The following is a 25,409-nucleotide window of genomic DNA, read 5'->3' as shown; positions in this document are numbered from 1 at the left end:
ACGCTCTTCTTTTCCGATTTGAGATCGTTACTTGGCCGAGAGGAATTCGCCGACTTCCAGCAGGCTGAATTCGTTATCGTCAGCCTTGTCGACGGCGCGGCCGGCCGAGAAGGGCAGGTTGTTGTCATTGCCGATGACGATATGCGTCGGGTCGACGACATCGACATTTTCGATCGTCACGAACGGCATGTCATAGATGCCATCCTTGGAGCCGGCTTTCTTCTTGTTGTTCGGGTCCTTGATGTCGAGCAGGTCGATATAGCCGATCTTGCGGACGGCCTTGCCGACATTGGCGTCGTTGAATTCGATCTTGTAGACGCGCTTCAGCTCGGCCGGGGCTTCGAAGCAATCCGGCTTCGGCTGCTTCGGATCGGCGCAGGCCTTGTCCTTCGTGCCGGCACCATTGTCGCGCTCGATGACGAGGGCGGTCGTCTCATCGATCATGTTGAAATCGCCGATCGCGATACCCTTATCGGCGAACGGATAGAGCCAGGAGCGGCCGGTCCATTTCTTGGCGGCGGTATCGAATTCGATGACGCGGATCGCGGTCTTGCCGTCCACCTGCTCCATCTGGCCGTCGACAAAGATCGGGCCTTCGAGAAGACCATAAAGCTTCGAACCATCCTTCGACATCGCAAGGCCTTCAAAGCCGCCCGAGCGCTTCAGATTGAAGGCCGGCATTTTTGCGACCGGCGTGCCCGGCAGCTGGATCAGCGGATTGTCGGGCGAGGTGACCGGCTTGCCATCGACCGTGGTTGCGAACACGTCGGTCAGGCGGCCTTCCATATCGACCTTGATCAGATAGGGACCGAATTCCTCGCCGAGCCAGAAACCGTCAGCGACCGGCTGGATCGACTCGATGTCGAAATCGGCGCCGGTCAGGTAGCGCGTGTCGGTCGCTTCGGTCACGATCGGGAAGGGCGCGATCTTATTCGGGTCGGAGAGGAAGATGTTCTTGACGACATCAACCTTATTGCCGGCCCAGTCGAACTTGATCTGGTGCAGGAAAAGCATGGCGTCGGAGGAGTTTGCCTTGGCGCCGAAACCATTGTCCGAAAGCGTCCAGAACGTGCCGTCAGCCATCTTCTTGATGCCCGAAAAACCCTGGATCGGCTGGCCGTCGAGCGGCAGCTTGATGTCGGTCACACGGGCTGCGTCCTTGCCATCGACGGTGCCGAGCTTGTCGGTGCGCTTGCGATCCGGCGTGGTGAACTTGCCGGAGGTCTTGAGCGAGGCCGGTGCGTCGGCCGGCGCCGGAACGACCGTGTTGGCCGGCAGGATCGCCTGGCCGGCGAGCGTTGCGGTGAAGGCCTTGTCGTCGGCAGATGCGGCGCCGGCGAAAAGCGCAGCCAAAGCAACGGAAGCAAGCAGAAGTCTCGTCATGGGATCACCTGTGGTTGGCGGGTCTGGAATGACAACCGGATAGGCGGGCCACATGACGGACACGTGATGGTAGATTAACGCCCCGATGAAGTTTCCATGAAGGGATTTTTACAATCTAATGGAGAGATTTCGCGCTCAGGCGGAGGCCTTCAACGCCATCCAGCGGCCCGGCGTCATGCCGAATGTCTTCTTGAAATGGCGGGTGAAATGCGCCTGATCGGCAAAGCCGGTTTCGCTTGCCACCTGCGCCAGGCTCTCACCCTCAGACAGGAGATGCCGCGCACGATCGAGCCTGCGCATGACGAGGTAACGATGCGGGCTGGTGCCGAACAATTTTCGGAAATGCCGCGCTGTCTGATAGCGGTCGAGACCGCCGACCTTTTCCAGATCCGCAGAGGAAACGGCGGCATCGAAATTTTCTCTGAGAAAATCCCGGCAGCGCAACATGGCCTGCCGGGCGACCCGTTCGGATGCCATTCCGCCATCCCTTGAGCCGCCACCGCGCCTGTCATCGGCATTGCGCCACAGGCCGGCCGAAATTCGGGTGATGAGATCATCGAGCAGAAGTTCCTGCGGAGCGGCAGCAAGATCGTCCAGCGCCTCGGCAAGACACAGACGAAAATCCTCGTCTGCGACGATCGGGTTCGGAATGAAGGGCAGGGCGTCTTTCTGGCGCGCTGTCGCACCGGTTGCCTCGATCAGCCGTTCCGGCGGCAGGTAGAGCATGCGGTAGGTCAGGCCCTGTTCCGTGCCCGCCGCGCCGTCATGCAATTCGTCCGGGTGCAGTACGATGATATTGCCGGGCAGGCTGGCGCGGCCGGCGCCGCGATATTGAAATGTCTGGACGCCGGAAAGTGTCAGGCCAAGCGCATAGGTATCGTGGCGATGCGGGGAAAATCCGTTGCCACGAAAACGCGCCTCGATCCGCTCTATGCCGGCCAAAGCGGGGCTTTCGATAATGCCGTCGCCCTGTGTTAGGGCGGCCTCCTGCTTGCACAAACGTTCAATACCGGCAGACGCGCAGGCGGCTATCTCCCCGAGACCCGCTTCGTTGGGTCCCGTTCCATCCAGTTTGGAAAAGCCTTCCAGGGAGTTCTTCTTCATGTTCGATACCAAGATCGCCATCGTTCTGTGCGAAAACCTTGCCGGCTGGCAGGCTCTCAACGTGACCGCCTTCCTGACGAGCGGCATCGTCGCCCAGACGCCTGCGATCATTGGGCAAGCATATCGGGATGCAGCGGGCAATGTCTACAACCCGCTGACCATCCAGCCGATCGTCGTGCTTTCGGCCGATCAGGAGACCCTGCGGACGATCCACAGGCGTTCGCTCGAGCGGGAGGTCGTCACGTCGGCCTATATCGAGGAAATGTTCTCGACCGGTCACGACGCCGCCAATCGAGAGGTTTTCGCGCAGTTTTCGCCGGAGGATGCGAAATTGGTCGGTTTAGCGCTGAGGGCCGACAAGAAGATCGTCGACAAGATCACCAAGGGTGCCAGGATGCACGCCTGAGGCTGACTCTGCTCTTATCGCTCGCGTTGAAAAGAGGCCTAGGAGCGAATATCATCCGCCGCAATAACCGATGAGGTCGGAGGTGCGATGATGAATGCCATCACGATCAGAAACCTGTCCGACGAGGTCAGCCGGGCGCTCGAAGCGCGCGCCGCGGAGAACGGCACGACAGCCGAGATGGAAGCGGAACGCATTTTGGAGGATGCCTTGGCTATCGCTGGCAGCGACGCGAAAGCCGGTCCAGCAGATGAGCCGAAAGTCGGGCTCGGTACGGCGCTTCGGCAGCTGGGCGAAAAATATCCAGAGCTTGCCGATATCGACTTTTCGCGAGATCAGACCCCGGCTTGGGGGCCGTCTTTCGAGTGATCGTTCTCGATACGAATGTGGTCTCGGAAATAGCCAAAACGGATCGTCACCGGCAGGTTCAAGCTTGGCTGGATAATTATCCGGAGGCCGCTCTCTACACGACGGCCATCAGCCTCGCGGAAATCATGTTCGGCATTGAGAAGCTTCCTGATGGCCGGAGGAAGGAGACGTTACGCGAGGGGACAAGGATCATATTTGATCGCTACCTTTTCGGTCGCATTCTGCCGTTTGACGAAGCTGCAGCTCATGCCTATGGCCGTATTGTTGCTGCCGCTCGTGCTCAGGGGCGGGCGATCTTAATAGCCGATGGGCAGATTGCTTCTATTGCTCAGGCTCGGGGTGCGATAGTCGCCACTCGCGACACGGCGCCCTTCGAAGCGGCCGGAATTCCGGTCATCAATCCCTGGCAGATTTAGAAGTAAAGGCGGGCGGTCTAGAACTCGACCGCCTCGACCTTCTTGTTGACGAAGCGCAGGCCGACACCGCCGCCGATCAGTTTCAGCGCGGTTTCGCCAAAGAGGTCGCGGCGCCAGCCGGAAAGGGCGGCGACTTCGGCATTTTCGCCTTCTGCCGCGATCTTTTCCAGATCGTCGGTATTGGCGATCACCTTGGCAGCGACGCCTTCCTTGTCCGAGATCAGCTTCAGCAGAACTTTCAAAAGCTCGACGGCAGCACCGGTGCCCTCAGGCACATGTACGTGCTTCGGCGCATGCGGCATTTCAGCCTTCGGCAGCGCCAGCGCGGCATTGACGGCCTCGATGATCGCGGTGCCTGAAGCTGAACGCTCCCAGCCCTTCGGAATGGTGCGAAGGCGCGACAGGGCTTCCGTATCCTTCGGCTGCTGCTGGGCGATCTCATAGATCGCGTCGTCCTTCAGCACGCGCGAACGCGGCACGTTGCGGCTGCGGGCTTCGCGCTCGCGCCATGCGGCGACGAATTTCAGGATGGCCAGTTCCGCCGGCTTGCGCAGGCGTGATTTCAGCCGCAGCCAGGCATCGTCCGGATGCAGGTCATATGTGCCGGGCGATTCCAGCACGGCCATTTCCTCGGTCAGCCACAGGGCGCGGCCTTCGCGCTCCAGCTGCTCTTTCAGGGAAAGATAGACGTCGCGCAGATGCGTGACGTCGGCCAGCGCGTAATCAAGCTGCTTTTCGGACAGTGGTCGGCGGCTCCAGTCGGTGAAGCGCGACGACTTGTCGATCTGCACGCCCTTGATGCGGTTGACCAGCTGGTCGTAGGAAACCGAATCGCCGAAGCCGCAGACCATGGCGGCCACCTGCGTGTCGAAGATCGGATGCGGCACGAGATTGCCGAGATGGTGGATGATTTCGATATCCTGGCGGGCAGCGTGAAACACCTTCACGACTGCCGAATTGGCCATCAGCTCGAAGAAGGGCTTTAGGTCCAGCCCTTTTGCCAGCGGATCGACCAGCACTTCCAGCGTCGGGCTTGCCATCTGGATCAGGCAGAGCTCCGGCCAGAAGGTCGTTTCCCTCAAAAACTCGGTATCGATGGTGATGAAGTCCGATTGCGCCAGCTTGGCGCAGGCCTCCTCGAGAGCGGCAGTGGTTTCGATCATCTTCTCGTTCGCATACGGGTGATCAACCTTCCTTTCCCTTCCGGCCGCATATGTCAATAACTACCGGGCTTTCCTGACTATTTTCTCTCATCTTTATCGGCCGGTGCCGCCAATCTGTTGAAATAGGCGGAGGTTCGAAGAAGCGCGTGAAAGCGTGAGGTGCGCTGTGCCGGCGGTACCGAGGGCCGCGCCCGCATGCGCCGCAGTGTGAAGATCAGGAACCCGGCAAAGATGAAGGACGTATAGAGGAAGAAGGCCCGAGCGCCGTAATATTGCAGCAGGACGGAAGCGAGAAGCGGTCCGACAATCGCACCCGCCGACCAGAAGAACAGAAGGCCTGCGGAAACCAGCGCATGCTGGCCGGGCTTGGCGTAATCGTTCGCATGGGCCGAACAGAGCGAATAGAGCGGCATCGAAAAAGCGCCGAACAGGAAGACGCTGACGATATTGGCTGTCTCGTTCGTGCCAGCGCCAAAGGACATGTAGGCACCGCTGATGATCGAGCCGACGGTCGTCCAGAGGATCACCTTGCGCCGGTCGAGCCTGTCTGAATAGACGCCGAGCGGATATTGCAGCACGACACCGCCGATAATGCCGGCGCTCATGAAGGTGGCGATCGAGGTGATGCTCATGCCGATATCCTTGGCATAGAGCGGCCCGATATTGCGGAAGGCGGCCATCGAAAGCCCGACTGCGATAACGCCGACTACGGCCAGCGGCGAGATGTTCCAGACGGCCCTGAGGTCGAAGGAAATCGATTCGGGTGGCTCTGGATTGGATTTGTCGGCAAGCGAGATCGGCACGAGCGAGAGCGTGAGGGCGATCGTGATGAGATTGAAGATGATCGGCCCGTCTATGCCGACGGTCGGGATGATATACTGGGCGACCGTCACCGAACCCAGGTCGACGAAACGATAGATCGACAAAGTCCGGGCGCGGTTGGCATTGGTGACCTTGGAATTGATCCAGCTTTCGACCGCCGCAAACAGGCCCGCAATCGTGATCCCGGTCAGAAAGCGCATTGCCAGCCAGAAGAAGGGATCGATCACCATCGACATGCCGATCGAAGCCGAGGCGTTGATGGCCGCAAGCGCTGCAAAGGCGCGGATATGCCCGATCTCCCGCAGCAGCCTCGCGATATAAATGCAGCCGATGGCGAAGCCGATGCTGTAGCCGGCGCCGATCATGCCGATTGTCGAAGGTGAAAATCCCTCTGCCGATCCCTTGAGCGCGATATAGGTTCCCTGCAGCCCGTTGCCGCCGATCAGGATGCCCGCGGTGACGAGGAGGGGAATGAGGGGACGGATATGGCTCATCTGCAACCGGCGAGGGGATTCGCAATGTTTCTCTTTGCCGAATCTCTATCCTGACTGGCAGGGCTGCGACAGGCCAGAAGCGACGCGATATGGTCACGCTCTGCGATTTGCGCGCGATGATCGTGATCAGGAGGCCTGTTTTCTTGTCGCAAGCGCACCGAAGGCAAAACGGCGGAAGCGATCGAAGGCATCACCTTCGCCGTCAACCTTCATCCGCACCAGCATTCCCTCATAGGCATCGATCAGAAAAGCCGCAGCCTCTTTCGTATCGAGCGCCGGATCGATTTCGCCTGCGGAACGGGCTTCTTCCAGCAGGCCACCCAACTGTGTCTCCCAACGGAAAAACACTTGCGCCAGCTTGGCCTTGAATTCCGGGCTGCGCGTCGCGGCCGTCTGGCTCAACACGCCATAGAGACAGCCGCCGAGTGGCGTTTCGGCTCGGTGGATCCGCTCGACCTCGTCAAAATAGTTTCTAAGCCGCTGAAGCGGGCTATGCGACAGATCGCCGAGAATATCATTGCGCAGGTCGACATAGACCCGCTCATACTCTTCAAGAATGGCGCCGGCAAACGCCTCCTTGCTCTTGAAGAAGTAATAGAAGGAACCCTTCGGCACGCCCGCAGCGTCGAGGATCGCATTGAGCCCGATACCGTCAAATCCGTTGACGATCATCGATTTCAGCCCCTCTGCGATCAGCTTCTGTCGGGTCGGATTATTTTTGTCGGACATGGGATAGTAGACCAGTTAACTAGTGGCTAGTCATACCATCGTCCGCCCCGCGCGCCAATGGCCGCGTGCTCGATGCGGATCGCCTCGTGATCGGCTGGCACGGGGTGGTTTTCGCAAGCCGTCGCAGGGAAGACCGTTGAGATGAGCCATTTTGCCGACCGGAAAGTTTTGGGCATCGTCCTGGCGCTTGCCAGTTACGCCACCTATTCGCTGCATTATGCGACGATGAAATGGCTCGGCACCGGCTATTCGATCTGGCAGCTGATCTTTCTGCGCAGCCTCGTCATGTTCCTGATCACGCTCGGTATTGGCAGGGCTGCAACGGTCCGGGGTTTCGTAGCTAGCCCCTACAAGCTTCCGACGGCGATCCGCGGCGTGCTGCAATTTCTCTGCGCCTATTTCTTCTACGTGGCTGCGAACAGAATGCCGCTTGCCGATGTGACGACGCTTTATTCCGCCGCGCCGCTGATGATTGTGCTCCTGTCGATCGTCGTGCTCGGCGAGAAAATCCATGGCCTCCACTGGGTTGCCGTGATCCTCGGTCTGGTGGGAACGGCAATCGCCGCCAATCCCGGTGCCGATACGGATCTGCTTGCAGCACTACTTTCGCTCGGAGCCGCGCTGTTCTGGGCTCTCACGGTCGTATTCACCCGCAAGAGCGGCGCCCGCGAAAGCTCGGATGTGCAGCTCTTCACCAACAGTCTTGTCTTCATGGCGCTCAGCGTCGGCTTTGCAACATGGCAGATGCCCTCGAGCCTCTATGACTGGGGACTGATGCTGGCGCTCGGCATACAGATCTATCTGGCCCAGCTGTTTTTCGTAGAAGCCTGCCGCTTTGCACCGGCCTCCCTTGTCGGGCCGATTGAATATTCGAGCCTTGGTTGGGCGTGCCTGTTCGGTTTCCTGTTCTTTGCCGATGTGCCGCCTCTGCCGGTCGTAGCCGGAGGCGTGCTGATCGTCGTCAGCGGTGTTGCGCTTGCCGTCGGAATGCGCCGCATGTCGAAGAAAAGCCAAAACCTTCCGCTGGCCGCGGCAGGAGCGATCGAGGGCTGAGAGACGCGCAACTGCCGGGCATGCACAACTTCGGGTCCTGTCCTTCGAGCCCGTCTGCGCGTATCCTTACCTGTGCCCTTGGCCGCGAAAGCCTTGACAAATCGGAGCACCCGTGCGCTTTTCGCGCCGATTTTCCATGATATCGGCCGGCCATGCTTCGCGAGGCCGACAGACCGTAAAAGCACCAGTCCAGGATCAGACAATGCATCGTTACCGCAGCCACACCTGTGCAGCCCTCCGCAAGTCGGATGTCGGCTCCAATGTCCGTATTTCCGGCTGGGTTCACCGTGTCCGAGATCATGGCGGCGTTCTCTTCATCGACCTGCGCGACCATTACGGCATGACCCAGGTCGTTGCCGATCCAGATAGCCCGGCCTTCAAGGCTGCCGAAACCGTTCGCGGCGAATGGGTCATCCGTATCGACGGTGTCGTCAAGGCGCGTTCGGAAGACACCGTCAACAAGAACATGGCGACCGGCGAGATCGAACTTTACGCCCAGGATATCGAGATCCTGTCCGAAGCGAAGGAACTGCCGCTGCCGGTCTTCGGCGAGCCTGATTACCCGGAAGACATCCGCCTGAAATATCGCTTCCTCGACCTGCGCCGCGAAACGCTGCACAAGAACATCGTCAAGCGCAGCCAGATCATTTCCGACATCCGCAACCGTATGACCTCTGCCGGTTTCGGCGAATACACGACCCCGATCCTGACGGCGTCCTCGCCGGAAGGCGCGCGCGACTTCCTCGTGCCGAGCCGTATCCATCCCGGTACATTCTTCGCCCTGCCGCAGGCGCCGCAGCAGTACAAGCAGCTGCTGATGGTGGCCGGTTTCGACCGTTACTTCCAGATCGCACCCTGCTTCCGCGACGAAGACCCGCGTGCCGACCGTCTGCCGGGCGAATTCTACCAGCTCGACCTGGAAATGAGCTTCGTCACCCAGGAAGACGTCTGGGATACGATGGCCCCGATCATGACCTCGGTCTTTGAGCAGTTCGCCGAAGGCAAGCCGGTCACCAAGGACTGGCCGCGCATTCCTTATGACGTCGCGATCCGCAAATACGGTTCCGACAAGCCGGACCTGCGCAACCCGATCGAGATGCAGGCCGTCACCGACCACTTTGCCGGCTCCGGCTTCAAGGTGTTTGCCGGCATGATCGCGTCCAACCCGAAGGTCGAAGTCTGGGCGATCCCGGCCAAGACCGGCGGCTCCCGCGCATTCTGCGACCGCATGAACGCCTGGGCGCAGTCGCTCGGCCAGCCGGGCCTCGGCTACATCTTCTGGAAGGAAGAAGACGGCAAGGTCGGTGGTTCCGGTCCGCTCGCCAAGAACATTGGCGAAGAGCGCACCGAAGCGCTCCGCGTCCAGCTCGGCCTTGAAGCCGGCGATGCCGCCTTCTTCGTCGCCGGCGAACCGGCAAAGTTCTACAAGTTTGCAGGCGAAGCCCGCACCAAGGCCGGCGAAGACCTCAACCTCGTCGATCGCGACCGGTTCGAACTGTGCTGGATCATCGACTTCCCGTTCTACGAATGGAGCGAGGAAGACAAGAAGATCGACTTCGCCCACAACCCCTTCTCGATGCCGCAGGGCGGTCTCGAAGCGCTACAGACCCAGGATCCGCTGTCGCTCAAGGCCTATCAGTACGACGCGGTCTGCAACGGTTTCGAAATTGCCTCGGGCTCCATCCGTAACCAGTCGCCGGAAGCCATGGTCAAGGCCTTCGAACTGGTCGGCCTCAGCCAGACGGACGTGGAAGAACGTTTTGGCGGCATGTACCGTGCCTTCCAGTACGGCGCCCCTCCGCACGGCGGCTGCGCCTTCGGCATCGACCGCGTCGTCATGCTCCTGCTCGGCGCCAAGAACCTGCGCGAAATCACCCTGTTCCCGATGAACCAGCAGGCACAGGATCTTCTGATGAACGCACCTTCGCCGGCAACGCCGAAGCAGCTGATGGAGCTCTCCCTGCGCGTCATGCCGCCGCAGAAGAAGGACTGAGGGTCTTTGGTGGAATGAGATTGAAAAGGCCCGGAGCGATCCGGGCTTTTTTGTGCGCGCTGTTCTGACTCGAGAAATCTTGACGAAAGGCATTCGTTCACCGCTAATCGTGATGTCCTAACGAAAGCGATGCCGATGGTTGATTTTACCGCACAGGTCGCTGAAGAGACCGCGATAAATCTCTCGCAGATTGCCGAGATTGAAGCTGGTTTGGCTGAGGCTGATCGTTGCGAATTCGCAAGCGAAGAAGAACTGGCTACGGTTATCGCCAAATATGTGAAGGCCGAGCGCCGACAGCAGCCACCGTCCACTTAAGGACGAATTTGCTGCGGAGTAGCGATCACCCCTCCGGCAGGCTGTTATCCAGAAAATACCACTGGTCGAGATGCGCCGAGATAACCGGCTCGATCACGCCGTTCAGCATCAGAATATCCTCGGCCAGCCGGGCGCCCGGCTTGTCTTCCGGCGGCAGCTCGATCGGCGGCAGAAAGTAGGCGTCGAAGCGAAAACCTTTGCCGCGCAGATTGTACCAGGGGCAGATTTTTGCACCCGTCATCCGCGCCAGCCGCACGGCGACGGCGAGATTGCCTTCCTGATGCGGCGCCCGGCCGAAAAGGGGGCCGCGGATCTTTCCGGAAACACCTTCGTCGCAGAACATCGAGACCATGCCGCCATCCTTCAAAACCTTGACGGAGGCGCGGGTGCCCTGATGCCCCGGAGGCAGGAAGGCGACGCCGGCCTTCAGGCGAACGCGACGCGAAATCCAGGCTTTGGCACGGCCGGATGGTGGGATGTAATTGATGTTGGGCTGCAGGCCCGCGGTGCTGAGGATCAGCGGTCCGATTTCCCAATTGCCGAGATGCATGCCGACGACGACCACAGGTCCGGCCTTGGCCGTATCCCTGAGACGCTCGAAATTGTGCAGCTGGATCCGGTCCATATGGCCGCGCAGCCGGTTGATCGCGGAAAACTCCGTCATCAGCCGGCCCTGTGCCTGCCAGTTGCGATAGAGAATGGCGTCGCGTTCGGCTTCGCTTTTTTCCGGCAGAAGGCGGGCGAGTGTCGCCCGGCCGCGCCTGATCGCGGTCTTGTGGAAACGGGGCAGGGCAAAGGGGCCGAGCCAGGCGCCGAAATTCGAGGCCGCATCCATCGGGATCAGCTTGAGGCCGAAATGGACGGCAAGATCGATACCGTTGACGAGATTGTCCTTCACCCAGTAGCGCCAGAATTTCTTCCGGCCTTCCGGGCTTTCGAACAGGGCGGAAAGCCTCGGTGCCTCGCTCTGCGAAAACATCCAGGCTTTTCGCTTGCGCAGCGGTATCTCTTTCGATTCGGGCTCTGCCATCCGTGTCTCAGCGCTTGTGCAGGGTCACGGGCAGGCCGCCGCGCGGTCTGAGCGTCAGCCGGCAGACCGGTTCAACCTTGTGATCTTCCCTGACGCGTACGCGAAAACGCTGGGCGATGACGGCAAGGCAGAGGATCGCTTCGGTCAGTCCGAACTGCAGGCCGGGGCAGACGCGGGGGCCTGCCGCAAATGGAATATAGCTGTAGGGGATAGGCCTCTTGCCTTCCATGAACCGCTCCGGGCGGAATTCATGCGGGCGGTCGAACAGCGAAGCGGTGCGGTGCAGGATCCACGGCACGATCAGCAGCAGCGAGGCGCGTTCCACCTCGAGATTGCCGACCTTGTCCGCCTCCTTCGCCTGCCGTGCCAGGATCGGCACCGGCGGATAGAGCCGAAGCGTTTCCTCGATCACGGCCGAACACCATTTCAGCTTCGGCACGTCGTCGACCGTTGGCGGGTTGGAGCCGCAGACTGCCTCGATTTCCGCATGCACGGCTTCCTCGATCCATGGTGCGCGGGAGAGGAGATACCAGGCCCATGTCAGCGTCGCGGCCGTCGTCTCGTGGCCGGCCATGAAGATGGTCGCGGCCTCGTTGCGCAGCGCCACCACGTCGAGCTTCAGTTCCGGATTGCGGGCCTGCCGGCGGATCAGGAGCTCGACCATGGAATTGTCGTCGCCCTTGCCGGCGAGATGGTCTTCGATGACCCGGTCGATGATCTGGTGGATGCGCTTGACCGAGCGGCGCAGCGACGGCGTGCGCAACTGCGGCAGGCCTTCGTCGAAACCGAGGAAATAGCCGATATTGATACTGTCGATCAGCGACTGATAGCTGGTGAACCCTTCGGTGACGGCATTGGCAGCATCTTCGCCAAGATCGTTGCCGAACACGCTGCGCGAGATGATTTCCGCCGTGAGACCAGCCATTTCGTAAAGCGCGTTGACGGACGCGCCTTCGCCGAGCGTCTCCCAGCGCTTGACCAGCTCGAGCGACGTGTCGGTCATGATCGAGCCGAAGGCCGGCACGCGGTTCTTGTGGACGATATCGGAGACCAGCGGACGCCGGTTCTTCCAGGTCTCGCCATCGGAAATGAACAGGCCGTCGCCCAGCAGATATTCCAGCGCCCGGCGCATCTGCGGCGTCTTGCGCTCGAAATTGTCATGGCGGGTCGCCACGACATACTTGATCGCTTCAGGTGAGTTGACCGTGACCACCTGCCGCCCGAAGATTTTGAGGCCCGAGACCTTCTGCTGGTAATCGGCTGCCCGCCAGACGGCCAGAAAATCCTTGCGCGCGGTCAGCAGGCGCTGCACCTGCCGCCCGGGCTTGCCTTTGTAATAATCGGTACGCGCCGGCTCGAAGCTCTGCGCGCTCGTGTCCAGCCGTTCGATCGTATCGATTGGCGGAGCAAGCCAGGACAACATGCAGTTTCACCATCTCAAGCGATGCCTGCGCCCCCGCAGTCATCGACACCCCTTGCTGCCCGAAGGCAGGTCAAAACTGTCATCGCCCGCAGGCGCCGTTTCGTCAAGCTGCATCGGGCCACGGGAATGAAAGCCATGATGCAGCGCACAACGAAGGCAGAGGAGGAAACGGAACCATATCCTGCCGCTTGTGTTTACCACCCAGCAGAAACCTAAGGGAGAAGCACTATGCGCAAGATCGTTCTGGCTGCCTCGGCCGCCCTCATGGCCCTTTCGGGCACCGCAATGGCCCAGACCATGGTCATCACCCAGGATCCGACGGTGACCAATTCCACCGTGGTCATGCCCGGTCAGGTCCGCACCTATGTGATGGAACAGCAGGTCGAATCGGTGCCTTACGAAGGCGATGTCCTTGTCGGCCGCGTCCTGCCGGATACTGTCGAGGTACGTCCGGTCCAGGGGTACGACAATTACGGCTATACCGTCGTCAATGAGCGCCGCGTGATCGTAGATCCGCAGACCCATACGGTGATCCAGGTTCTGGAGTGACCGACGCGGTTGCGCTTAAGCAGATATCATGGAGCTTTAAGGCCGGCGCCAACAATAGAGTGCCGGCCAATTCATGTCGATTTGCAAGAATGGCTCAGTCGCGGTGATCGTGGCCGAACTTGCGGTTGACAATGTAGAGGGCCACCAAGGCGAACGCGAGTCCGGAAACCGGCATCAACAGCATCGACGCAATTTGCAATGTGTTCATGATACGAGCCTCCTGAGAAATAGACTTCCAACATAATGTATTGCGAAGGCGCCCAAAATACAAATCGAGCTTGTTAGCAAGACGGCTTTTGAGATGCCGTTGGTGCCCTATAGGCTCGATATCATGGGGTAAGTCCTCCTACGGCAAATGTCGCTATCCCAATTCCATTCACGAATGTCGCCAGTAATTTCAGTCGCTCGTTATTAACCAAAGTTCTCCTTGCAATCTCATTCATCACAGCCCCCGATGTTTTATGCGGACCATGATAAACGCAAAAATTGCATCGGCAATCCCGGCATTTGCCAGTCTCGTTATTCCCCGCTATAGCTTTCCCACCACAAGGACTCGGGTGAAACTCCCGGGTGGCTCTTCCGGCCGCCGATCCGCCGGACAACGCAAAGCATCAGCCTTTTTCAAGACGAAAATCACACCAGGATTTCTTCCCGGCGGATGCGTTCCCTTTTGCGAAAAATCCAAAACCCATGAACGCTTTTTCCACCTATCGCCGCGAATGGTTTCCCAACATTCGCGCTGACATTCTCTCCGGCATCGTCGTGGCGCTCGCCCTGATCCCCGAAGCCGTCGGCTTTTCCGTCATCGCCGGTGTCGATCCCAAGGTCGGCCTCTTCGCTTCCGTAGCGATTGCCTGTGTCACCGCGATCACCGGCGGGCGTCCGGCGATGATTTCGGCGGCCACCGCCTCCACCGCCGTCCTGATGGGGCCGTTGGTCCGCGACCACGGCATCCAATATCTGTTTGCCGCAACCATCCTGATGGGCATCCTGCAGATCATTGCGGGCATGCTGAAGCTCAGCCGGTTGATGCGTTTCGTCTCGAAATCGGTCATGACCGGCTTCGTCAATTCGCTGGCGATCCTGATCTTCATGGCCCAGCTGCCACAGCTCATCCATGTGCCTGAAGTCACCTATCTGCTGATCGCCGTGGCACTCGCTGTCATCTATCTCTTTCCCTATCTGACCAAGGCGATCCCTTCGCCCCTGGTGGCGATCGTCGTCGTGACCCTGATCGCGCTCGGCTTCGGCATCCATGTGCCGACTGTCGCAGATCTCGGCGAGATGCCGACGACGCTGCCGGCCTTCGCTTGGCCGGATGTGCCCCTGACCTTCGAGACGCTGCGGATCATCTTTCCCTATTCTGTCGCGCTCGCCGCTGTCGGTCTGCTGGAATCGCTGCTGACGGCGCAGATCGTCGATGAGATGACCGATACGACGAGCAGTAAGAGCCAGGAATGCGCCGGGCAGGGGGCAGGCAATATCGTCGCCGCCCTGTTCGGCGGCATGGGCGGCTGCGCGATGATCGGCCAGTCGGTGATCAACGTCACTTCGGGTGGCCGTGGCCGTCTCTCGACCTTCATTGCCGGCGCCTTCCTTCTCGTGCTGCTTCTCGTTCTTGATGATGTCCTGCGCGTCGTGCCGGTGGCGGCGCTTGTCGCTGTCATGATCATGGTGTCGATCGGCACGTTTTCGTGGAAATCGATCGTCGATCTGAAACGCCATCCCGGCACATCTTCGATCGTCATGCTGGCAACGGTCGGCACCGTGCTTGCCACCCAGGATCTCTCCAAGGGCGTCATCGTCGGCGTGCTTCTCTCCGGCGTCTTCTTCGCCGGAAAGGTCGCCCGTCTGTTCCGGGTTTCTTCAAACCTGTCTTCGGATGGCAAGGAGAGGCACTATCTGGTCGAGGGGCAGATCTTCTTTGCCTCCGTCGAAAACTTTCTCTCCGCCTTCGATTTCGCCGAGCCGGTCGAGCGGGTCACGATCGATGTCGGCAATGCGCACCTCTGGGATATCTCGGCCATCGGCGCGCTTGATCAGGTCGTCCTGAAATTCCGCCGCCGTGGAGTTTCGGTCGAGGTGAGGGGCGCAAATGAGGCAAGCGCCAGTATGATCGACCGCTTCGCCCTGCACGACAAGGAGCATGCTTCCCTGTCTGCTCCGACAGGTCACTGACGTTCAAAATCGTCTCCAAAACAAAAGCCTCGGCAATCGCTTGCCGGGGCTTTTTGAATCAGTCTGCGAAACGATCAGTCGTTTGCGGAAACCTTGACGCCGAGAACCTGCGGCAGCGTGTTCGGGGCGCCCATTGCGGCGCCCATCAGCATCGGGAAGGGGACCGGGTTCTTCGGCTCGGCATCGACGGTGAAGCTTTCCGGCTTGTCGAGGAAGCTGTTGACGGCCTGGCTCAGCATGTTCTGCAGTTCCGGCACATTGTACTGGGCCAGCACCAGCGGCGTCATCGCCTTGATCATCTGGGCCATCTGCGGACCGGTCGTGTTCTGCGTCTTGCCGGCGTAATCGAGTGCCTTGGTGGTGATGCCGTCATCCTCGAAACGGATCTGGGCGCTGTTGAAGGTCAGGCGCTGCATCAGGCCGAGCATGGCAAGGTTGGCGGCCTGCTGGGCCTCTTCCTTGTTGGCATTGGCTTCCATCGCCTTGGCGGTTTCTTGCGCCGACTTGATGAAGTCGATCGTGTAGCCCGACAGGCTGAAGGCGAGGTTGAGGCTGCCGACCTTGTCGAAGTCGATCGCATATTCCTCGACATCGACCGTGCCGTCATTCTGCGTCCAGCTGCCCTTCATGGTGATCTTGCCATCGAGCGAGGTCAGGCCGAGCGCGTTGATCGCTTCCTTCGACTGGGCGTCATCGACGATGCTGAGATCGGCCTTGATGCCGGTCATGTCGAAGGCGAAATCGAGGCTGGTATCGTCATCGGCGACATCGGTCGTGGCATTGGTTTCGGCGATCGCGAAAATCGTCTTGCCGCCGACGCTGACATTCACCGGACCCGAATGCGCCTTTTCATAGATGAGAAGCGAATCCAGCGATGCGGTCGTGGCATCCGCCGGAACGGTGACGCCGCTCAGAGTCAGATCGGTGGCAGTCACCGTCGTGCCTTCGCTGGAGGCGTTGATATTGGGGAAGGTGACCTTATCGATCGAATAACCGCCCGCATCTTCCTCGACACCATCCATGGTAACGGTGCCGATCGTCAGTTCTTCCGGCGTCGCGACGGGGCTGACGCGCGTGCCCTTAAGGGTCACGGTCGAACCGCTGATGTCGATCGACTCCGCCGTCAGCTTACCACCCTGAACGGCCATGGCGGCATTGATCTTCTTCAGGAGGTCCTGACCATCCAGCGCGAAAGCCGGGCTGGCGAAGACCGAAAGCGCCGTACCGGCGATAAGAAGCCGGGCCTTGGTGGAATAGTGCGTCATTTTTCCTCCTGGCGGGCAGATCTTGCCCGCAAAACCGATGAATGCCTAATCAAGGCAAGAGTTATAGGCGGCGAATACCAAACGTCTATGGGGTCCTGCAGTAAAACGCTGACAGAGTTACGCAACTCCCAAACGTCGCCCCTAAAGCCCTTCTGTGAAGACAAGATTGCGGCGGAATGATTACGCGCAGCCAAACTGTCCTTGGAGTGCAAAATCTCTTAATCCACAGGCGGTTTGCCCGGCTTTCTTGCCGCAAATCCGCATTTCCGCTAGGGCAGTCCCATGGGAAAAACTGTAAATCCGCCCTCTGACGGCGGCGATGACCATATTCTGCCAGTCGACCTCAAGGCAGCGCTGGAAGAGCGCTACCTTGCCTATGCGCTGTCGACCATCATGCACCGCGCGCTTCCGGACGTCCGCGACGGCCTGAAGCCGGTGCATCGCCGTATCATCCACGCGATGAGCGAAATGGGCATAAGGCCGAATTCGGCCTTCAAGAAATGCGCCCGTATCGTCGGTGACGTCATCGGTAAATTCCACCCGCATGGCGACCAGTCGGTCTATGACGCGCTGGTGCGTCTCGCCCAGGACTTTTCGCAGCGTTATCCGATCGTCGATGGCCAGGGCAATTTCGGCAATATCGACGGCGATGGCGCCGCCGCCTATCGTTACACCGAAGCGCGCATGACCGATGTCGCGGCGCTGCTGCTCGAAGGTATCGATCAGGACGCCGTCGATTTCCGCCCGACCTATAACGAGGAAGACGAAGAACCGGTCGTCATGCCCGGTGCCTTCCCGAACCTTCTGGCGAACGGCACGTCCGGTATCGCCGTCGGCATGGCGACGTCCATCGCGCCGCATAACGTGCATGAACTTTGCGACGCCGCGCTTCTCCTCATCAAGAACCCGCAGGCGACGGTCGAGGATCTGATGGCCGATCCGGCCAATCCGGCCAAGGGTGGCATCGAAGGGCCGGACTTCCCGACAGGCGGCATCATCATCGACAGCCGCCAGCAGATGATCGAGGCCTACAAGACCGGCCGCGGCGGTTTTCGCGTTCGCGCCCGCTGGCAGATCGAGGATCTCGGCCGCGGCGGTTACCAGATCGTCGTCACCGAAATTCCCTATCAGGTTCAAAAATCGCGGCTGATCGAAAAGATCGCCGAGCTGCTTCTGGCCCGCAAGCTGCCGCTTCTCGAAGACGTCCGCGATGAATCTGCCGAAGACGTGCGCGTCGTTCTGGTGCCGAAGAACCGCACCGTCGATGCGACGCTGCTGATGGAATCGCTGTTCAAGCTGAGCGAGCTGGAAACCCGTTTCCCGCTCAACATGAACGTGCTGTCCATGGGCAAGGTGCCGAAAGTGATGGCACTGAACGAGGTTCTGGTCGAATGGCTCAGCCATCGCCGTGACGTTCTGATCCGCCGCTCGCGCTTCCGTCTGGCCGCGATCGACCGCCGCCTCGATATCCTCGGCGGCCTCCTGATCGCCTATCTCAATCTCGACGAGGTGATCCGCATCATCCGCGAGGAGGACGAGCCGAAGCCGGTCATGATCGCGCGCTGGTCGCTGACCGACACGCAGGCCGAGGCTATCCTCAACATGCGTCTGCGCAATTTGCGCAAGCTGGAAGAGTTCGAGATCCGCAAGGAATTCGACGAATTGAGCAAGGAAAAGGCCGATATCGAATCGCTGCTCGCCTCCGACGACAAGCAGTGGAAGGTGATCGAGCACGAGATCCAGGACGTCCGCAAAACCTTCGCCAAGGGCAGGGGCAAGCCTTTTGCCCGCCTGACGACCTTTGCCGATGCGCCGGATGCCGATATCGAGGCGATCAACCAGGCGATGATCGAAAAGGAACCGATCACCGTCGTCATCTCGCAAAAGGGCTGGATCCGTGCGCTGAAGGGCCATGTCGCCGATACGTCGGGCCTGACCTTCAAGGAAGGCGACGGACCGAAACTGGCCTTCCCGGCGCAGACGACCGACAAGCTGCTGCTCGTCACGACCGGCGGCAAGGCCTATACGCTCGGCGCCGACAAGCTGCCCGGCGGCCGCGGCCATGGCGAACCGATCCGCATCATGGTCGATATGGAAAACGACCAGGACGTGCTGACCGCCTTCGTGCATGACGCATCCCGCAAGGTCATTATCGCCTCGACCTCCGGTTACGGTTTTATCGTCGGCGAGACGGACATGGTCGCCAATACCCGCAAGGGCAAGCAGGTGATGAACGTCTCCATGCCGGACGAGGCCAAGCTCGTCGTGCAGGTCTCGGGCGATCATGTCGCCGTCGTTGGCGAAAACCGCAAGATGGTCGTCTTCCCGCTCGCCCAGCTGCCGGAAATGAGCCGTGGCAAGGGCGTGCGCCTGCAACGCTACAAGGATGGCGGCATTTCCGACATCAAGTGCTTTGCGATGGAAACGGGCCTTTCCTGGGAAGACAGCGCCGGTCGCGCCTTCACCCGCAACAAGGACGAGCTGCTGGAATGGATGGGCGACCGTGCCTCGGCTGGCCGTACCGTGCCGAAGGGCTTTCCGAGAAGCGGGAAGTTTGCGGGGTGATTATGGATAGGGGATGGTGTGGTCGCGCAGAAGGTGCGTCGCACCTTCCTCGTCGACCTCGCCGGCGGCTACGGCAAGGACTAGGTTAACGATCTGCCTCTGGCTCGCCTCTATCAGGTAGCCGTTGATCAGTAGGAACGTAAATGCAGCAAGATAGCCAATGCGTTTATTGCCGTCGGAAAACGGATGGTTGCGAGTTAAGCCATAAAGATAGGCGGCAGCAAGTACGAAAAGATCGTTTTCTCCGTAGGTGTGCTTGTGAATAGGACGGGCCAGCGCTGCTTCCAAAGCATTGACGTCTTTAAGGCCAGACAAGCCGCCGTGCTCTGCAATTTGCTCGGAATGAATAATCTCAATGGACGAACGTGACAGCCACTTAATGGCTGTCATTTCGCGAGTTCTCTCAGGGCAACTTTATATTTTTCCATACCGAGGCGAGCGGCTTTAAGCTGCTCTGAGAGTTCGGCCTGCTCTGGCACGAGAGCAATACTCCCGTTCTCCTCCAGAACCTGAAGCGTATCGCCTTCTTTCAAGCCCATGCGATCTAGAACTTCCTTGGGGATAATAATGCCTTCGGAATTGCCGATTTTACGTATCGTGACGTTCATGGCCTGCCCCTATCGTATAGCCAAGTTATAGCATGAGCGAAAACTGGCTACAATTTGAGCCAACCTATTCCCCGCCGTCCTCACCCGCAAACCGCTCCCACCCTCGCGCGGTCAAATGCTCTTGCGGCTGGTACCGCGTCTTGTACCCCATCTTCGTCGACCCCTTCACCCAGTAGCCGAGATAGACATGCGGCAGGCCGAGCGTGTTGGTTCGGTTGATGTGGTCCAGAATCATGAACGTGCCGAAGGAACGCTTCTCGAGCTCCGGGTTGAAGAACGAATAGACCATCGAAAGCCCGTCGCTCATCAGGTCGGTCAATGCCACGCCGAGCAATTCGCCCTTCGGCTCTGCGCTGATGCCGGCGCCCGGTTCGCGGCGGCGGTACTCAATGATGCGGGTGTTCACATGCGTGTCCTCGACCATGATCGCATAGTCGAGCGCAGACATGTCCGACATGCCGCCCTTCTGATGGCGGTCGTCGAGATAACGACGGAACAGGGAAAACTGTTCGGTGGAGGGCTGGGCCGGGCCGACGCTGGCAATGACGTCCTTGTTGGCGGCAAGCACGCGGCGCATCGAACGGGCCGGCTGGAACTCTCCGGCGAGAATGCGGACGGACACGCAGGCGCGGCAGGCTTCACATGCGGGGCGATAGGCGATGTTCTGGGAACGCCTGAAACCGCCCTGGGTCAAAAGGTCGTTCATTTCCGCAGCGCGTGGTCCCACGAGGTGGGTAAACACCTTGCGTTCCATTTCGCCGGGAAGATAGGGACAAATCGCCGGTGCCGTCAGGTAGAACTGCGGTGATGGCGTCGCCTGCGTATTCATCGAGTGCCGACCGGGTCCCTCTTTATTGCCTTTGTAACCATAGCATGGCGCATAAACGCCAAACGTCAACTCCGGCAATCTACGGTATGGGCTGCCTCAACATTTTAGTGATTGCAGTCCCGCGCCGCATCGATAGGGACGCGGCACGGAATTGAAAAAGATCAATTGGTGCGCATTACCACGGTGCCGAGCAGCAGGTCGTGTACGAGTCGCGAGCGCTCGATGAACAGGCCGGCCAGCAGGATGAGCGGCGTCAGCACCGAGTTGATCAGCCAGAACAGCACGGTGTGGACCATGGCCGTCAAGAAATCCATGCGGCGACCATCGATGCGTGCCATGGCAAGACCCATTGCCCGCATGCCGGGCGAGGCCTGGTTCGGCCCGCCGAGCGTCATGCCGAAATAGAGAAGCGCCACGATGACGAACAGCGCCGGATAGAGCGCAAAGCCGAGGCCAAGCGTGATGATGCCGAGGAAGAACACAATCACGGCGGCCGGAATGCACAGAAGCAGCACGATCAGATAATCGATCAGGAAGGCGAAGATGCGCCGGGACAGAACGCCGCTATAGGCGCGCCAGTCCTCCGGTGCGGCAAAAGTCGGGTTCGGCTCGATGCTCATCGTCTTGGTTTCTCCTGAGAAAGACATGACATGGGATATGGTATCGCGCCGGATGCAGTTCAACTGCCATGGCCCTAAGGCCGGTACCGGCAATCGTCACGCGCAATCCGGCGTGACGATTGCAGATCGCTTCAAGAATCAGCCCTTGGCAAGCTTCTTTGCGGCCTCGATCGCGAAATAGGTCAAAATACCGTCGCAGCCGGCGCGCTTGAAGCAGAGCAAGGTCTCCATCATGATCCGTTCGCCGTCGATCCAGCCGTTCATCGCGGCAGCCTTGATCTGCGAATATTCGCCAGAGACCTGATAGGCATAGGTCGGAAGCCCAAATGCTTCCTTCACCCGCCAGCAGATATCGAGATAGGCAAGGCCGGGCTTGACCATCATCATGTCGGCGCCTTCCTCGACATCGAGCGCCGCATCGCGCAGCGCCTCGGTGCCGTTAGCCGGCGAGACGTAGTAGGTGTTCTTGTCGCCCTTCAACAGGCCGCTTGTGTTGATCGCCTCGCGATAGGGGCCGTAATAACCGGACGAAAATTTCGTCGCATAGGACATGATGCCGACATCCTGGTGGCCGGCGGCGTCGAGCCCGCGGCGGATGGCGCCGATGCGGCCATCCATCATTTCCGACGGCGCGATGATATCGGCGCCGGCATCCGCCTGCAAGATTGCGGCACGCACGACCTGATCGACCGTTTCGTCATTGACGATCACGCCATCGCGCAAAATGCCGTCATGGCCATGGCTGGTGAACGGATCGAGCGCCACGTCGGTAATGATACCGATATTCGGCACGGCCTTCTTGATCGCCGCCGTCGCCTTGTTGATCAGATTGTCGGCGACAAGGCTCTGCGAGCCGGTAACGTCGCGCAGATCCATCTCGATATCGGGGAAGGTGGCGATGGCCGGAATGCCAAGATCGGCCGCTTCCTTGACGGCCTCGACCGCCTTGTCGACGCTCATGCGGTTGACGCCCGGCATGGCCTTGATCGGATCGACGATGCCCGTGCCCGGCACGATGAAGATCGGCCAGATGAAATCGTCGACCGTCAGGCGGCTTTCCTGCACCATGCGGCGCGTCCAGTCCGCCTTGCGATTGCGGCGCATGCGCCGGTGGCCGGTGACGGTGTCGACGAGATGGGTCTTGTCCATGAAAAATCTCCGATACGGGTTTTGTCGTGGCCGTCGGCGAAGTCGGCGGTCCGATCGTATGGCGAGGTCACTAGCATAGGCGCCACTTTATATAAAAGGGCAGGATGCCGCAGGTGACATGGAAAGCAGGTGACATGGAAAGGGGCAGGGCTGCGCTCAACGGAGGATACAAGGTCTGCATTCCCCTGCCTATCTGGCGAGGCGCGCCCATCCATGTTTAATGTGCGGCCATGGAACCTGATTCCCCCACGGCGCTCAAACGCTCGCTGACCGAAATCCTGTTCGTGATCTTCCTGCGGATGGTCGCGGTGGCCTGCCTTTGGTTCGGCATCCAGTATTGGGGCATGCTGGTCGGTTATTCGCTGAAGGGTGCGGCCCGCTTCGATCTGCTCAATCTGCCCTGGAAGGTCGCCGCCTGTTCGCTGGCCGTGCTCTTTCCGGTCGCCTCGCTCGGCCTCTGGCTCACCGTCTCCTGGGGCGCGGTGCTGTGGACGATCGCCGCCGCCGTGCAGGTTCTGATGTATGTCGTCTGGCCGGATGTCTTCGGACATAACAGGCTTGTGCCGCTTCTGCACGTCTTCGTGGCGGCCCTTTATATCGTCTTTCGTCTCTCTTTGTGGCTGGAAGAGCGCCGCAAGGCCGAGCGGGTAAGGATTGATTTACCCTGAAATTAAAGCTTTGACCCCGCGATTTTAGCGAAAAATCGCATCTAAGTCATTGAAATTTCAAGGGTGAGATTGCGGCCGCTTTATGGGGCTCACAAGTGCCGGGCATTGGAAAAACTTCGGCAAGGTTTCATTAACCCTTTGTTTTAAGTCGAATTTTATGCGCTTTCGATAGTGTCTGTCTCAAGGCGGGAATAAACAAACACACCGCCAAACGAAACAGTGAGGCAGTCATGTTGAATACCAAAATCAAGCCGCAGGCCGCGGCCGTCGCAGCTCCGCATGAAGACACCATCCGCTCGCTCTACATGGAGTCGCTGCACCTCGTAGAACGCCTGCACCGTCGCCTGCTCGACGTCATCAAGGACGAGTTCGACCGCCAGGGTCGCGACGATGTCAACGCAGTCCAGGCACTGCTCCTCTTCAACATCGGCAATTCCGAACTGACCGCCGGTGAACTTCGCTCCCGCGGTTATTACCTCGGCTCGAACGTCTCCTACAACGTCAAGAAGCTCGTCGACCTCGGCTTCATCAACCACCAGCGCTCGCGCATCGACCGCCGCTCGGTCCGCATCAGCCTGACCCCGGAAGGCCAGGAAATCGCCGAAACCGTCGCAAAGCTTTACGAGCGCCATATCGGCTCGATCGAAAAGGTCGGCGGCATCGGCGAAGGCGAGTTTTCGCAGATGAACAAGCTGCTGCAGCGTCTGGATCGTTTCTGGAACGACAGCATCGCTTACCGGATGTAAGCCGCTAAGGCTTTGCGAAAGCTTGATAATTCGAAACTGCTAACTGGCGCGTAAAGGCACGAAAGTGCACAAGAATGCACACGGTAGCGCATGAATGCGCGCCAGTTGCGCGCCAGCCATTTGCCTGCCTCCAGCGGCACAGATCACGCACCATGGGAACCACACCATGGTGCGCCTTTCGCGTTATGCAGCGCGTTCGAAACGAGCGAAGCATAGAGTGCGGCTCTAGGGCCCCGTCTCGTAGTTATAGGCGTACATGGCGAAGTTTTTCCCGTATTCAGTCAGGCGATATTCCTTGGCCTGTCCACGGCCGCTCGTCGGCTTGTAGCCAAAATCCACCAAATTGTGGGAGGCGAACTCTCCGAGGATACTGACGGCTGTGTGGTCGTCATTACCAAACATCTTGAAGCTCTCGCGCCAAACTTCCCACATTTGCCAAAGCTCCGCGCCCGTCGCCAAGACTTTATGGGACGCGAGAAACACATCCAGCAGGGAGGGGATGTCGTCCTCGATCTCGTAACCCTCGCAGTAGCTGTTGACGGAGGACATCTGAAGTTGCTGGATGCGGTAGATGACTTCCGGTGGGATCGAAATGCTCTCCGACCCCGACAGCTGCTCAACCCGAGCCTGTAGCTTGCGTTTTTCGTCGGACAGGATGGACAGTTCTTCCACCACCTTCAGCGACGGCACTGCATCCGCCCGCACCCATCCTACACGGGGGATATCTATTGTGACCGCATTCAGTGACTGGGTGACCTTCAAAGCCAAGTCTTCAGAGGTTTTCCAGAACTTCACCAGACGCTGTTTGCAAAGCGAGCGGAATTCTTCGACCTGAGTTTTCTTCTCGAAATCGACTTTCGTCTGCGGCCATGTGGCCCGCACGCTGCCATCGAGAAGGAGGGCAATGACGGGTATACCTAGTTGCACCGCAAGCTCGTATTCTTTCTGCGTATAGCTCTTGCCCTCGAACTCGGAACCATACCTCTCCGCAACGATAACAACGTAATAATCGCATTCCGCAATTCGGCGTTGAATGTACTGCCACTGCGTTTCGTCGGTGGCGTGAAATAGCTCCATTCCCACGGGAATGTGCCTTAGGTTCAGGATAGCCTCCATCACCGCCCGGCGCTCTTCTATCAGGTCGTCGAAGGTCGAACTCACGAAAATCTGGTATTTGACGTCCATTGAAGCACCGCGCGTGAAAGTTGTTGCCAAGACCTAATGGATGGGCGACGATTCTTGCAATGGATGCGGCCCCAGACCCGCATCCCAGCCTTCTTGAAGGTTGTCTGGGAGGCAAAACAATTGGAAGTTCTGGGATGTGGAAAGCCATCCTTTCATGCCGTCATACCGGCAACCGCACGCTACTCAACAATAAGTCAGAACGCCAACTCCTCTTCGGAGAGGTAACTTGTCTCTGCGGCGCCGAGGACTAAGTGCCCTTAAGCCACGAAGGGTTCGATGGCACGGCATTTCCTCCAGTCATGCAGTGACACCTAAGGTCGAACGGAGTGCAGCAATGCGCTCCGTCGCAC

Annotated in this window: 25 protein-coding genes and 1 other annotated feature; of the genes, 11 read left to right on the top strand and 14 right to left on the bottom strand. The window is 59.4% G+C overall.

Annotated elements, in window-relative coordinates; all coding sequences use genetic code 11:
* Nucleotides 1–27 precede the first annotated feature (27 nt).
* Both FHW37_RS07690 and FHW37_RS07685 read right to left on the bottom strand, forming a co-directional pair.
* The gene (locus FHW37_RS07690; RefSeq protein WP_145634623.1) at nucleotides 28–1,383 is read right to left on the bottom strand and encodes an esterase-like activity of phytase family protein; all 1,356 of its coding nucleotides are present in this window, start codon (nucleotides 1,381–1,383) and stop codon (nucleotides 28–30) included.
* Nucleotides 1,384–1,518: 135 nt separating this feature from the next.
* Nucleotides 1,519–2,340, bottom strand: coding sequence for an AraC family transcriptional regulator (locus FHW37_RS07685; RefSeq protein WP_145635956.1), 822 nt, complete (start codon nucleotides 2,338–2,340; stop codon nucleotides 1,519–1,521).
* A gap of 145 nt (nucleotides 2,341–2,485) precedes the next feature.
* On the opposite strand from FHW37_RS07685, the gene FHW37_RS07680 reads away from it, so the two are divergent.
* The 3 genes from FHW37_RS07680 (at nucleotide 2,486) to FHW37_RS07670 (ending at nucleotide 3,675) form a co-directional block, all read left to right on the top strand.
* Nucleotides 2,486–2,893: a DUF2000 family protein gene (locus tag FHW37_RS07680; RefSeq protein ID WP_145634621.1), complete on the top strand. Its 408-nt coding sequence runs from the start codon at nucleotides 2,486–2,488 to the stop codon at nucleotides 2,891–2,893.
* A gap of 87 nt (nucleotides 2,894–2,980) precedes the next feature.
* Nucleotides 2,981–3,259: a FitA-like ribbon-helix-helix domain-containing protein gene (locus FHW37_RS07675; protein ID WP_145634618.1), complete on the top strand. Its 279-nt coding sequence runs from the start codon at nucleotides 2,981–2,983 to the stop codon at nucleotides 3,257–3,259.
* Nucleotides 3,256–3,675: a type II toxin-antitoxin system VapC family toxin gene (locus FHW37_RS07670; protein ID WP_145634616.1), complete on the top strand. Its 420-nt coding sequence runs from the start codon at nucleotides 3,256–3,258 to the stop codon at nucleotides 3,673–3,675. The genes FHW37_RS07675 and FHW37_RS07670 overlap by 4 nt, the downstream gene beginning before the upstream one ends.
* Nucleotides 3,676–3,692: 17 nt before the next feature.
* Here FHW37_RS07670 and rnd read toward each other — a convergent pair whose 3' ends face one another.
* The 3 genes from rnd to FHW37_RS07655 form a co-directional block, all read right to left on the bottom strand.
* Nucleotides 3,693–4,838 carry a ribonuclease D gene (gene rnd, locus FHW37_RS07665; protein WP_145634615.1) on the bottom strand — a complete coding sequence of 382 codons (1,146 nt, stop codon included), beginning with the start codon at nucleotides 4,836–4,838 and terminating at the stop codon, nucleotides 3,693–3,695.
* A 77-nt stretch (nucleotides 4,839–4,915) separates the two neighbouring features.
* The gene (locus tag FHW37_RS07660) at nucleotides 4,916–6,154 is read right to left on the bottom strand and encodes an MFS transporter (protein WP_145634612.1); all 1,239 of its coding nucleotides are present in this window, start codon (nucleotides 6,152–6,154) and stop codon (nucleotides 4,916–4,918) included.
* 126 nt (nucleotides 6,155–6,280) lie between these two features.
* Complete coding sequence (locus FHW37_RS07655; protein WP_145634610.1) at nucleotides 6,281–6,883, bottom strand: TetR/AcrR family transcriptional regulator; 603 nt, start codon at nucleotides 6,881–6,883, stop codon at nucleotides 6,281–6,283.
* Nucleotides 6,884–7,024: 141 nt separating this feature from the next.
* On the opposite strand from FHW37_RS07655, the gene FHW37_RS07650 reads away from it, so the two are divergent.
* The 3 genes from FHW37_RS07650 to FHW37_RS07640 all read left to right on the top strand — a co-directional run bounded on the left by FHW37_RS07650 (nucleotide 7,025) and on the right by FHW37_RS07640 (nucleotide 10,244).
* Nucleotides 7,025–7,936 (top strand): DMT family transporter, encoded by a 912-nt coding sequence (locus FHW37_RS07650; RefSeq protein ID WP_145634608.1) that lies wholly within the window; start codon nucleotides 7,025–7,027, stop codon nucleotides 7,934–7,936.
* Between the two features lie 202 nt (nucleotides 7,937–8,138).
* Complete coding sequence (aspS, locus tag FHW37_RS07645; protein ID WP_145634605.1) at nucleotides 8,139–9,929, top strand: aspartate--tRNA ligase; 1,791 nt, start codon at nucleotides 8,139–8,141, stop codon at nucleotides 9,927–9,929.
* Nucleotides 9,930–10,064: 135 nt separating this feature from the next.
* Entirely contained in the window at nucleotides 10,065–10,244 is a 180-nt protein-coding gene (locus FHW37_RS07640) for a hypothetical protein (RefSeq protein WP_145634603.1), read from the top strand.
* A gap of 25 nt (nucleotides 10,245–10,269) precedes the next feature.
* On the opposite strand, the gene FHW37_RS07635 is transcribed toward FHW37_RS07640, so the two are convergent.
* Both FHW37_RS07635 and FHW37_RS07630 read right to left on the bottom strand, forming a co-directional pair.
* A complete protein-coding gene (locus tag FHW37_RS07635) occupies nucleotides 10,270–11,274 on the bottom strand; it encodes a lysophospholipid acyltransferase family protein (RefSeq protein ID WP_145634600.1) in 1,005 nt (334 codons plus the stop codon).
* Between the two features lie 7 nt (nucleotides 11,275–11,281).
* On the bottom strand, nucleotides 11,282–12,697 hold the full coding sequence (locus tag FHW37_RS07630; protein ID WP_145634598.1) for a cytochrome P450: 1,416 nt from the start codon (nucleotides 12,695–12,697) through the stop codon (nucleotides 11,282–11,284).
* Nucleotides 12,698–12,925: 228 nt separating this feature from the next.
* On the opposite strand from FHW37_RS07630, the gene FHW37_RS07625 reads away from it, so the two are divergent.
* On the top strand, nucleotides 12,926–13,246 hold the full coding sequence (locus FHW37_RS07625) for a DUF1236 domain-containing protein (RefSeq protein WP_145634596.1): 321 nt from the start codon (nucleotides 12,926–12,928) through the stop codon (nucleotides 13,244–13,246).
* A gap of 546 nt (nucleotides 13,247–13,792) precedes the next feature.
* Nucleotides 13,793–13,850 (top strand) — a sequence feature (sul1 is cis-regulatory element that is thought to sense ions involved in sulfur or methionine metabolism; They are found in Alphaproteobacteria).
* An 86-nt stretch (nucleotides 13,851–13,936) separates the two neighbouring features.
* A complete protein-coding gene (locus tag FHW37_RS07620) occupies nucleotides 13,937–15,424 on the top strand; it encodes a SulP family inorganic anion transporter (RefSeq protein WP_145634593.1) in 1,488 nt (495 codons plus the stop codon).
* A gap of 74 nt (nucleotides 15,425–15,498) precedes the next feature.
* Here FHW37_RS07620 and FHW37_RS07615 read toward each other — a convergent pair whose 3' ends face one another.
* Nucleotides 15,499–16,689 carry a hypothetical protein gene (locus tag FHW37_RS07615; protein ID WP_145634591.1) on the bottom strand — a complete coding sequence of 397 codons (1,191 nt, stop codon included), beginning with the start codon at nucleotides 16,687–16,689 and terminating at the stop codon, nucleotides 15,499–15,501.
* A gap of 282 nt (nucleotides 16,690–16,971) precedes the next feature.
* On the opposite strand from FHW37_RS07615, the gene parC reads away from it, so the two are divergent.
* On the top strand, nucleotides 16,972–19,254 hold the full coding sequence (gene parC / locus FHW37_RS07610; RefSeq protein ID WP_145634587.1) for a DNA topoisomerase IV subunit A: 2,283 nt from the start codon (nucleotides 16,972–16,974) through the stop codon (nucleotides 19,252–19,254).
* Here parC and FHW37_RS07605 read toward each other — a convergent pair whose 3' ends face one another.
* The 5 genes from FHW37_RS07605 to hemB form a co-directional block, all read right to left on the bottom strand.
* Entirely contained in the window at nucleotides 19,255–19,644 is a 390-nt protein-coding gene (locus FHW37_RS07605) for a type II toxin-antitoxin system death-on-curing family toxin (RefSeq protein ID WP_145634585.1), read from the bottom strand. It lies immediately after the preceding gene.
* Nucleotides 19,641–19,862 (bottom strand): AbrB/MazE/SpoVT family DNA-binding domain-containing protein, encoded by a 222-nt coding sequence (locus FHW37_RS07600; RefSeq protein ID WP_145634583.1) that lies wholly within the window; start codon nucleotides 19,860–19,862, stop codon nucleotides 19,641–19,643. Before FHW37_RS07600 ends, FHW37_RS07605 begins: the two co-directional genes overlap by 4 nt.
* A 64-nt stretch (nucleotides 19,863–19,926) precedes the next feature.
* Complete coding sequence (locus tag FHW37_RS07595; RefSeq protein ID WP_145634580.1) at nucleotides 19,927–20,691, bottom strand: arginyltransferase; 765 nt, start codon at nucleotides 20,689–20,691, stop codon at nucleotides 19,927–19,929.
* A gap of 161 nt (nucleotides 20,692–20,852) precedes the next feature.
* Nucleotides 20,853–21,311: an RDD family protein gene (locus FHW37_RS07590; protein WP_145634578.1), complete on the bottom strand. Its 459-nt coding sequence runs from the start codon at nucleotides 21,309–21,311 to the stop codon at nucleotides 20,853–20,855.
* Between the two features lie 138 nt (nucleotides 21,312–21,449).
* The gene (gene hemB, locus FHW37_RS07585; RefSeq protein WP_145634576.1) at nucleotides 21,450–22,460 is read right to left on the bottom strand and encodes a porphobilinogen synthase; all 1,011 of its coding nucleotides are present in this window, start codon (nucleotides 22,458–22,460) and stop codon (nucleotides 21,450–21,452) included.
* Between the two features lie 230 nt (nucleotides 22,461–22,690).
* On the opposite strand from hemB, the gene FHW37_RS07580 reads away from it, so the two are divergent.
* Both FHW37_RS07580 and ldtR read left to right on the top strand, forming a co-directional pair.
* On the top strand, nucleotides 22,691–23,128 hold the full coding sequence (locus FHW37_RS07580; RefSeq protein WP_145634573.1) for a DUF6163 family protein: 438 nt from the start codon (nucleotides 22,691–22,693) through the stop codon (nucleotides 23,126–23,128).
* Nucleotides 23,129–23,361: 233 nt separating this feature from the next.
* Entirely contained in the window at nucleotides 23,362–23,874 is a 513-nt protein-coding gene (ldtR, locus tag FHW37_RS07575; RefSeq protein ID WP_186458213.1) for a transcriptional regulator LdtR, read from the top strand.
* A 225-nt stretch (nucleotides 23,875–24,099) separates the two neighbouring features.
* Here the strand turns inward: ldtR and FHW37_RS07570 are convergent, their stop codons facing one another.
* The gene (locus tag FHW37_RS07570) at nucleotides 24,100–25,059 is read right to left on the bottom strand and encodes a DUF4062 domain-containing protein (protein WP_145634569.1); all 960 of its coding nucleotides are present in this window, start codon (nucleotides 25,057–25,059) and stop codon (nucleotides 24,100–24,102) included.
* Nucleotides 25,060–25,409 lie beyond the last annotated feature (350 nt).

It is taken from the genome of Neorhizobium alkalisoli (assembly GCF_007829835.1).
Classification (GTDB): Bacteria; Pseudomonadota; Alphaproteobacteria; order Rhizobiales; family Rhizobiaceae; genus Neorhizobium.
This window is presented reverse-complemented; position numbering and strand designations above follow the sequence as displayed.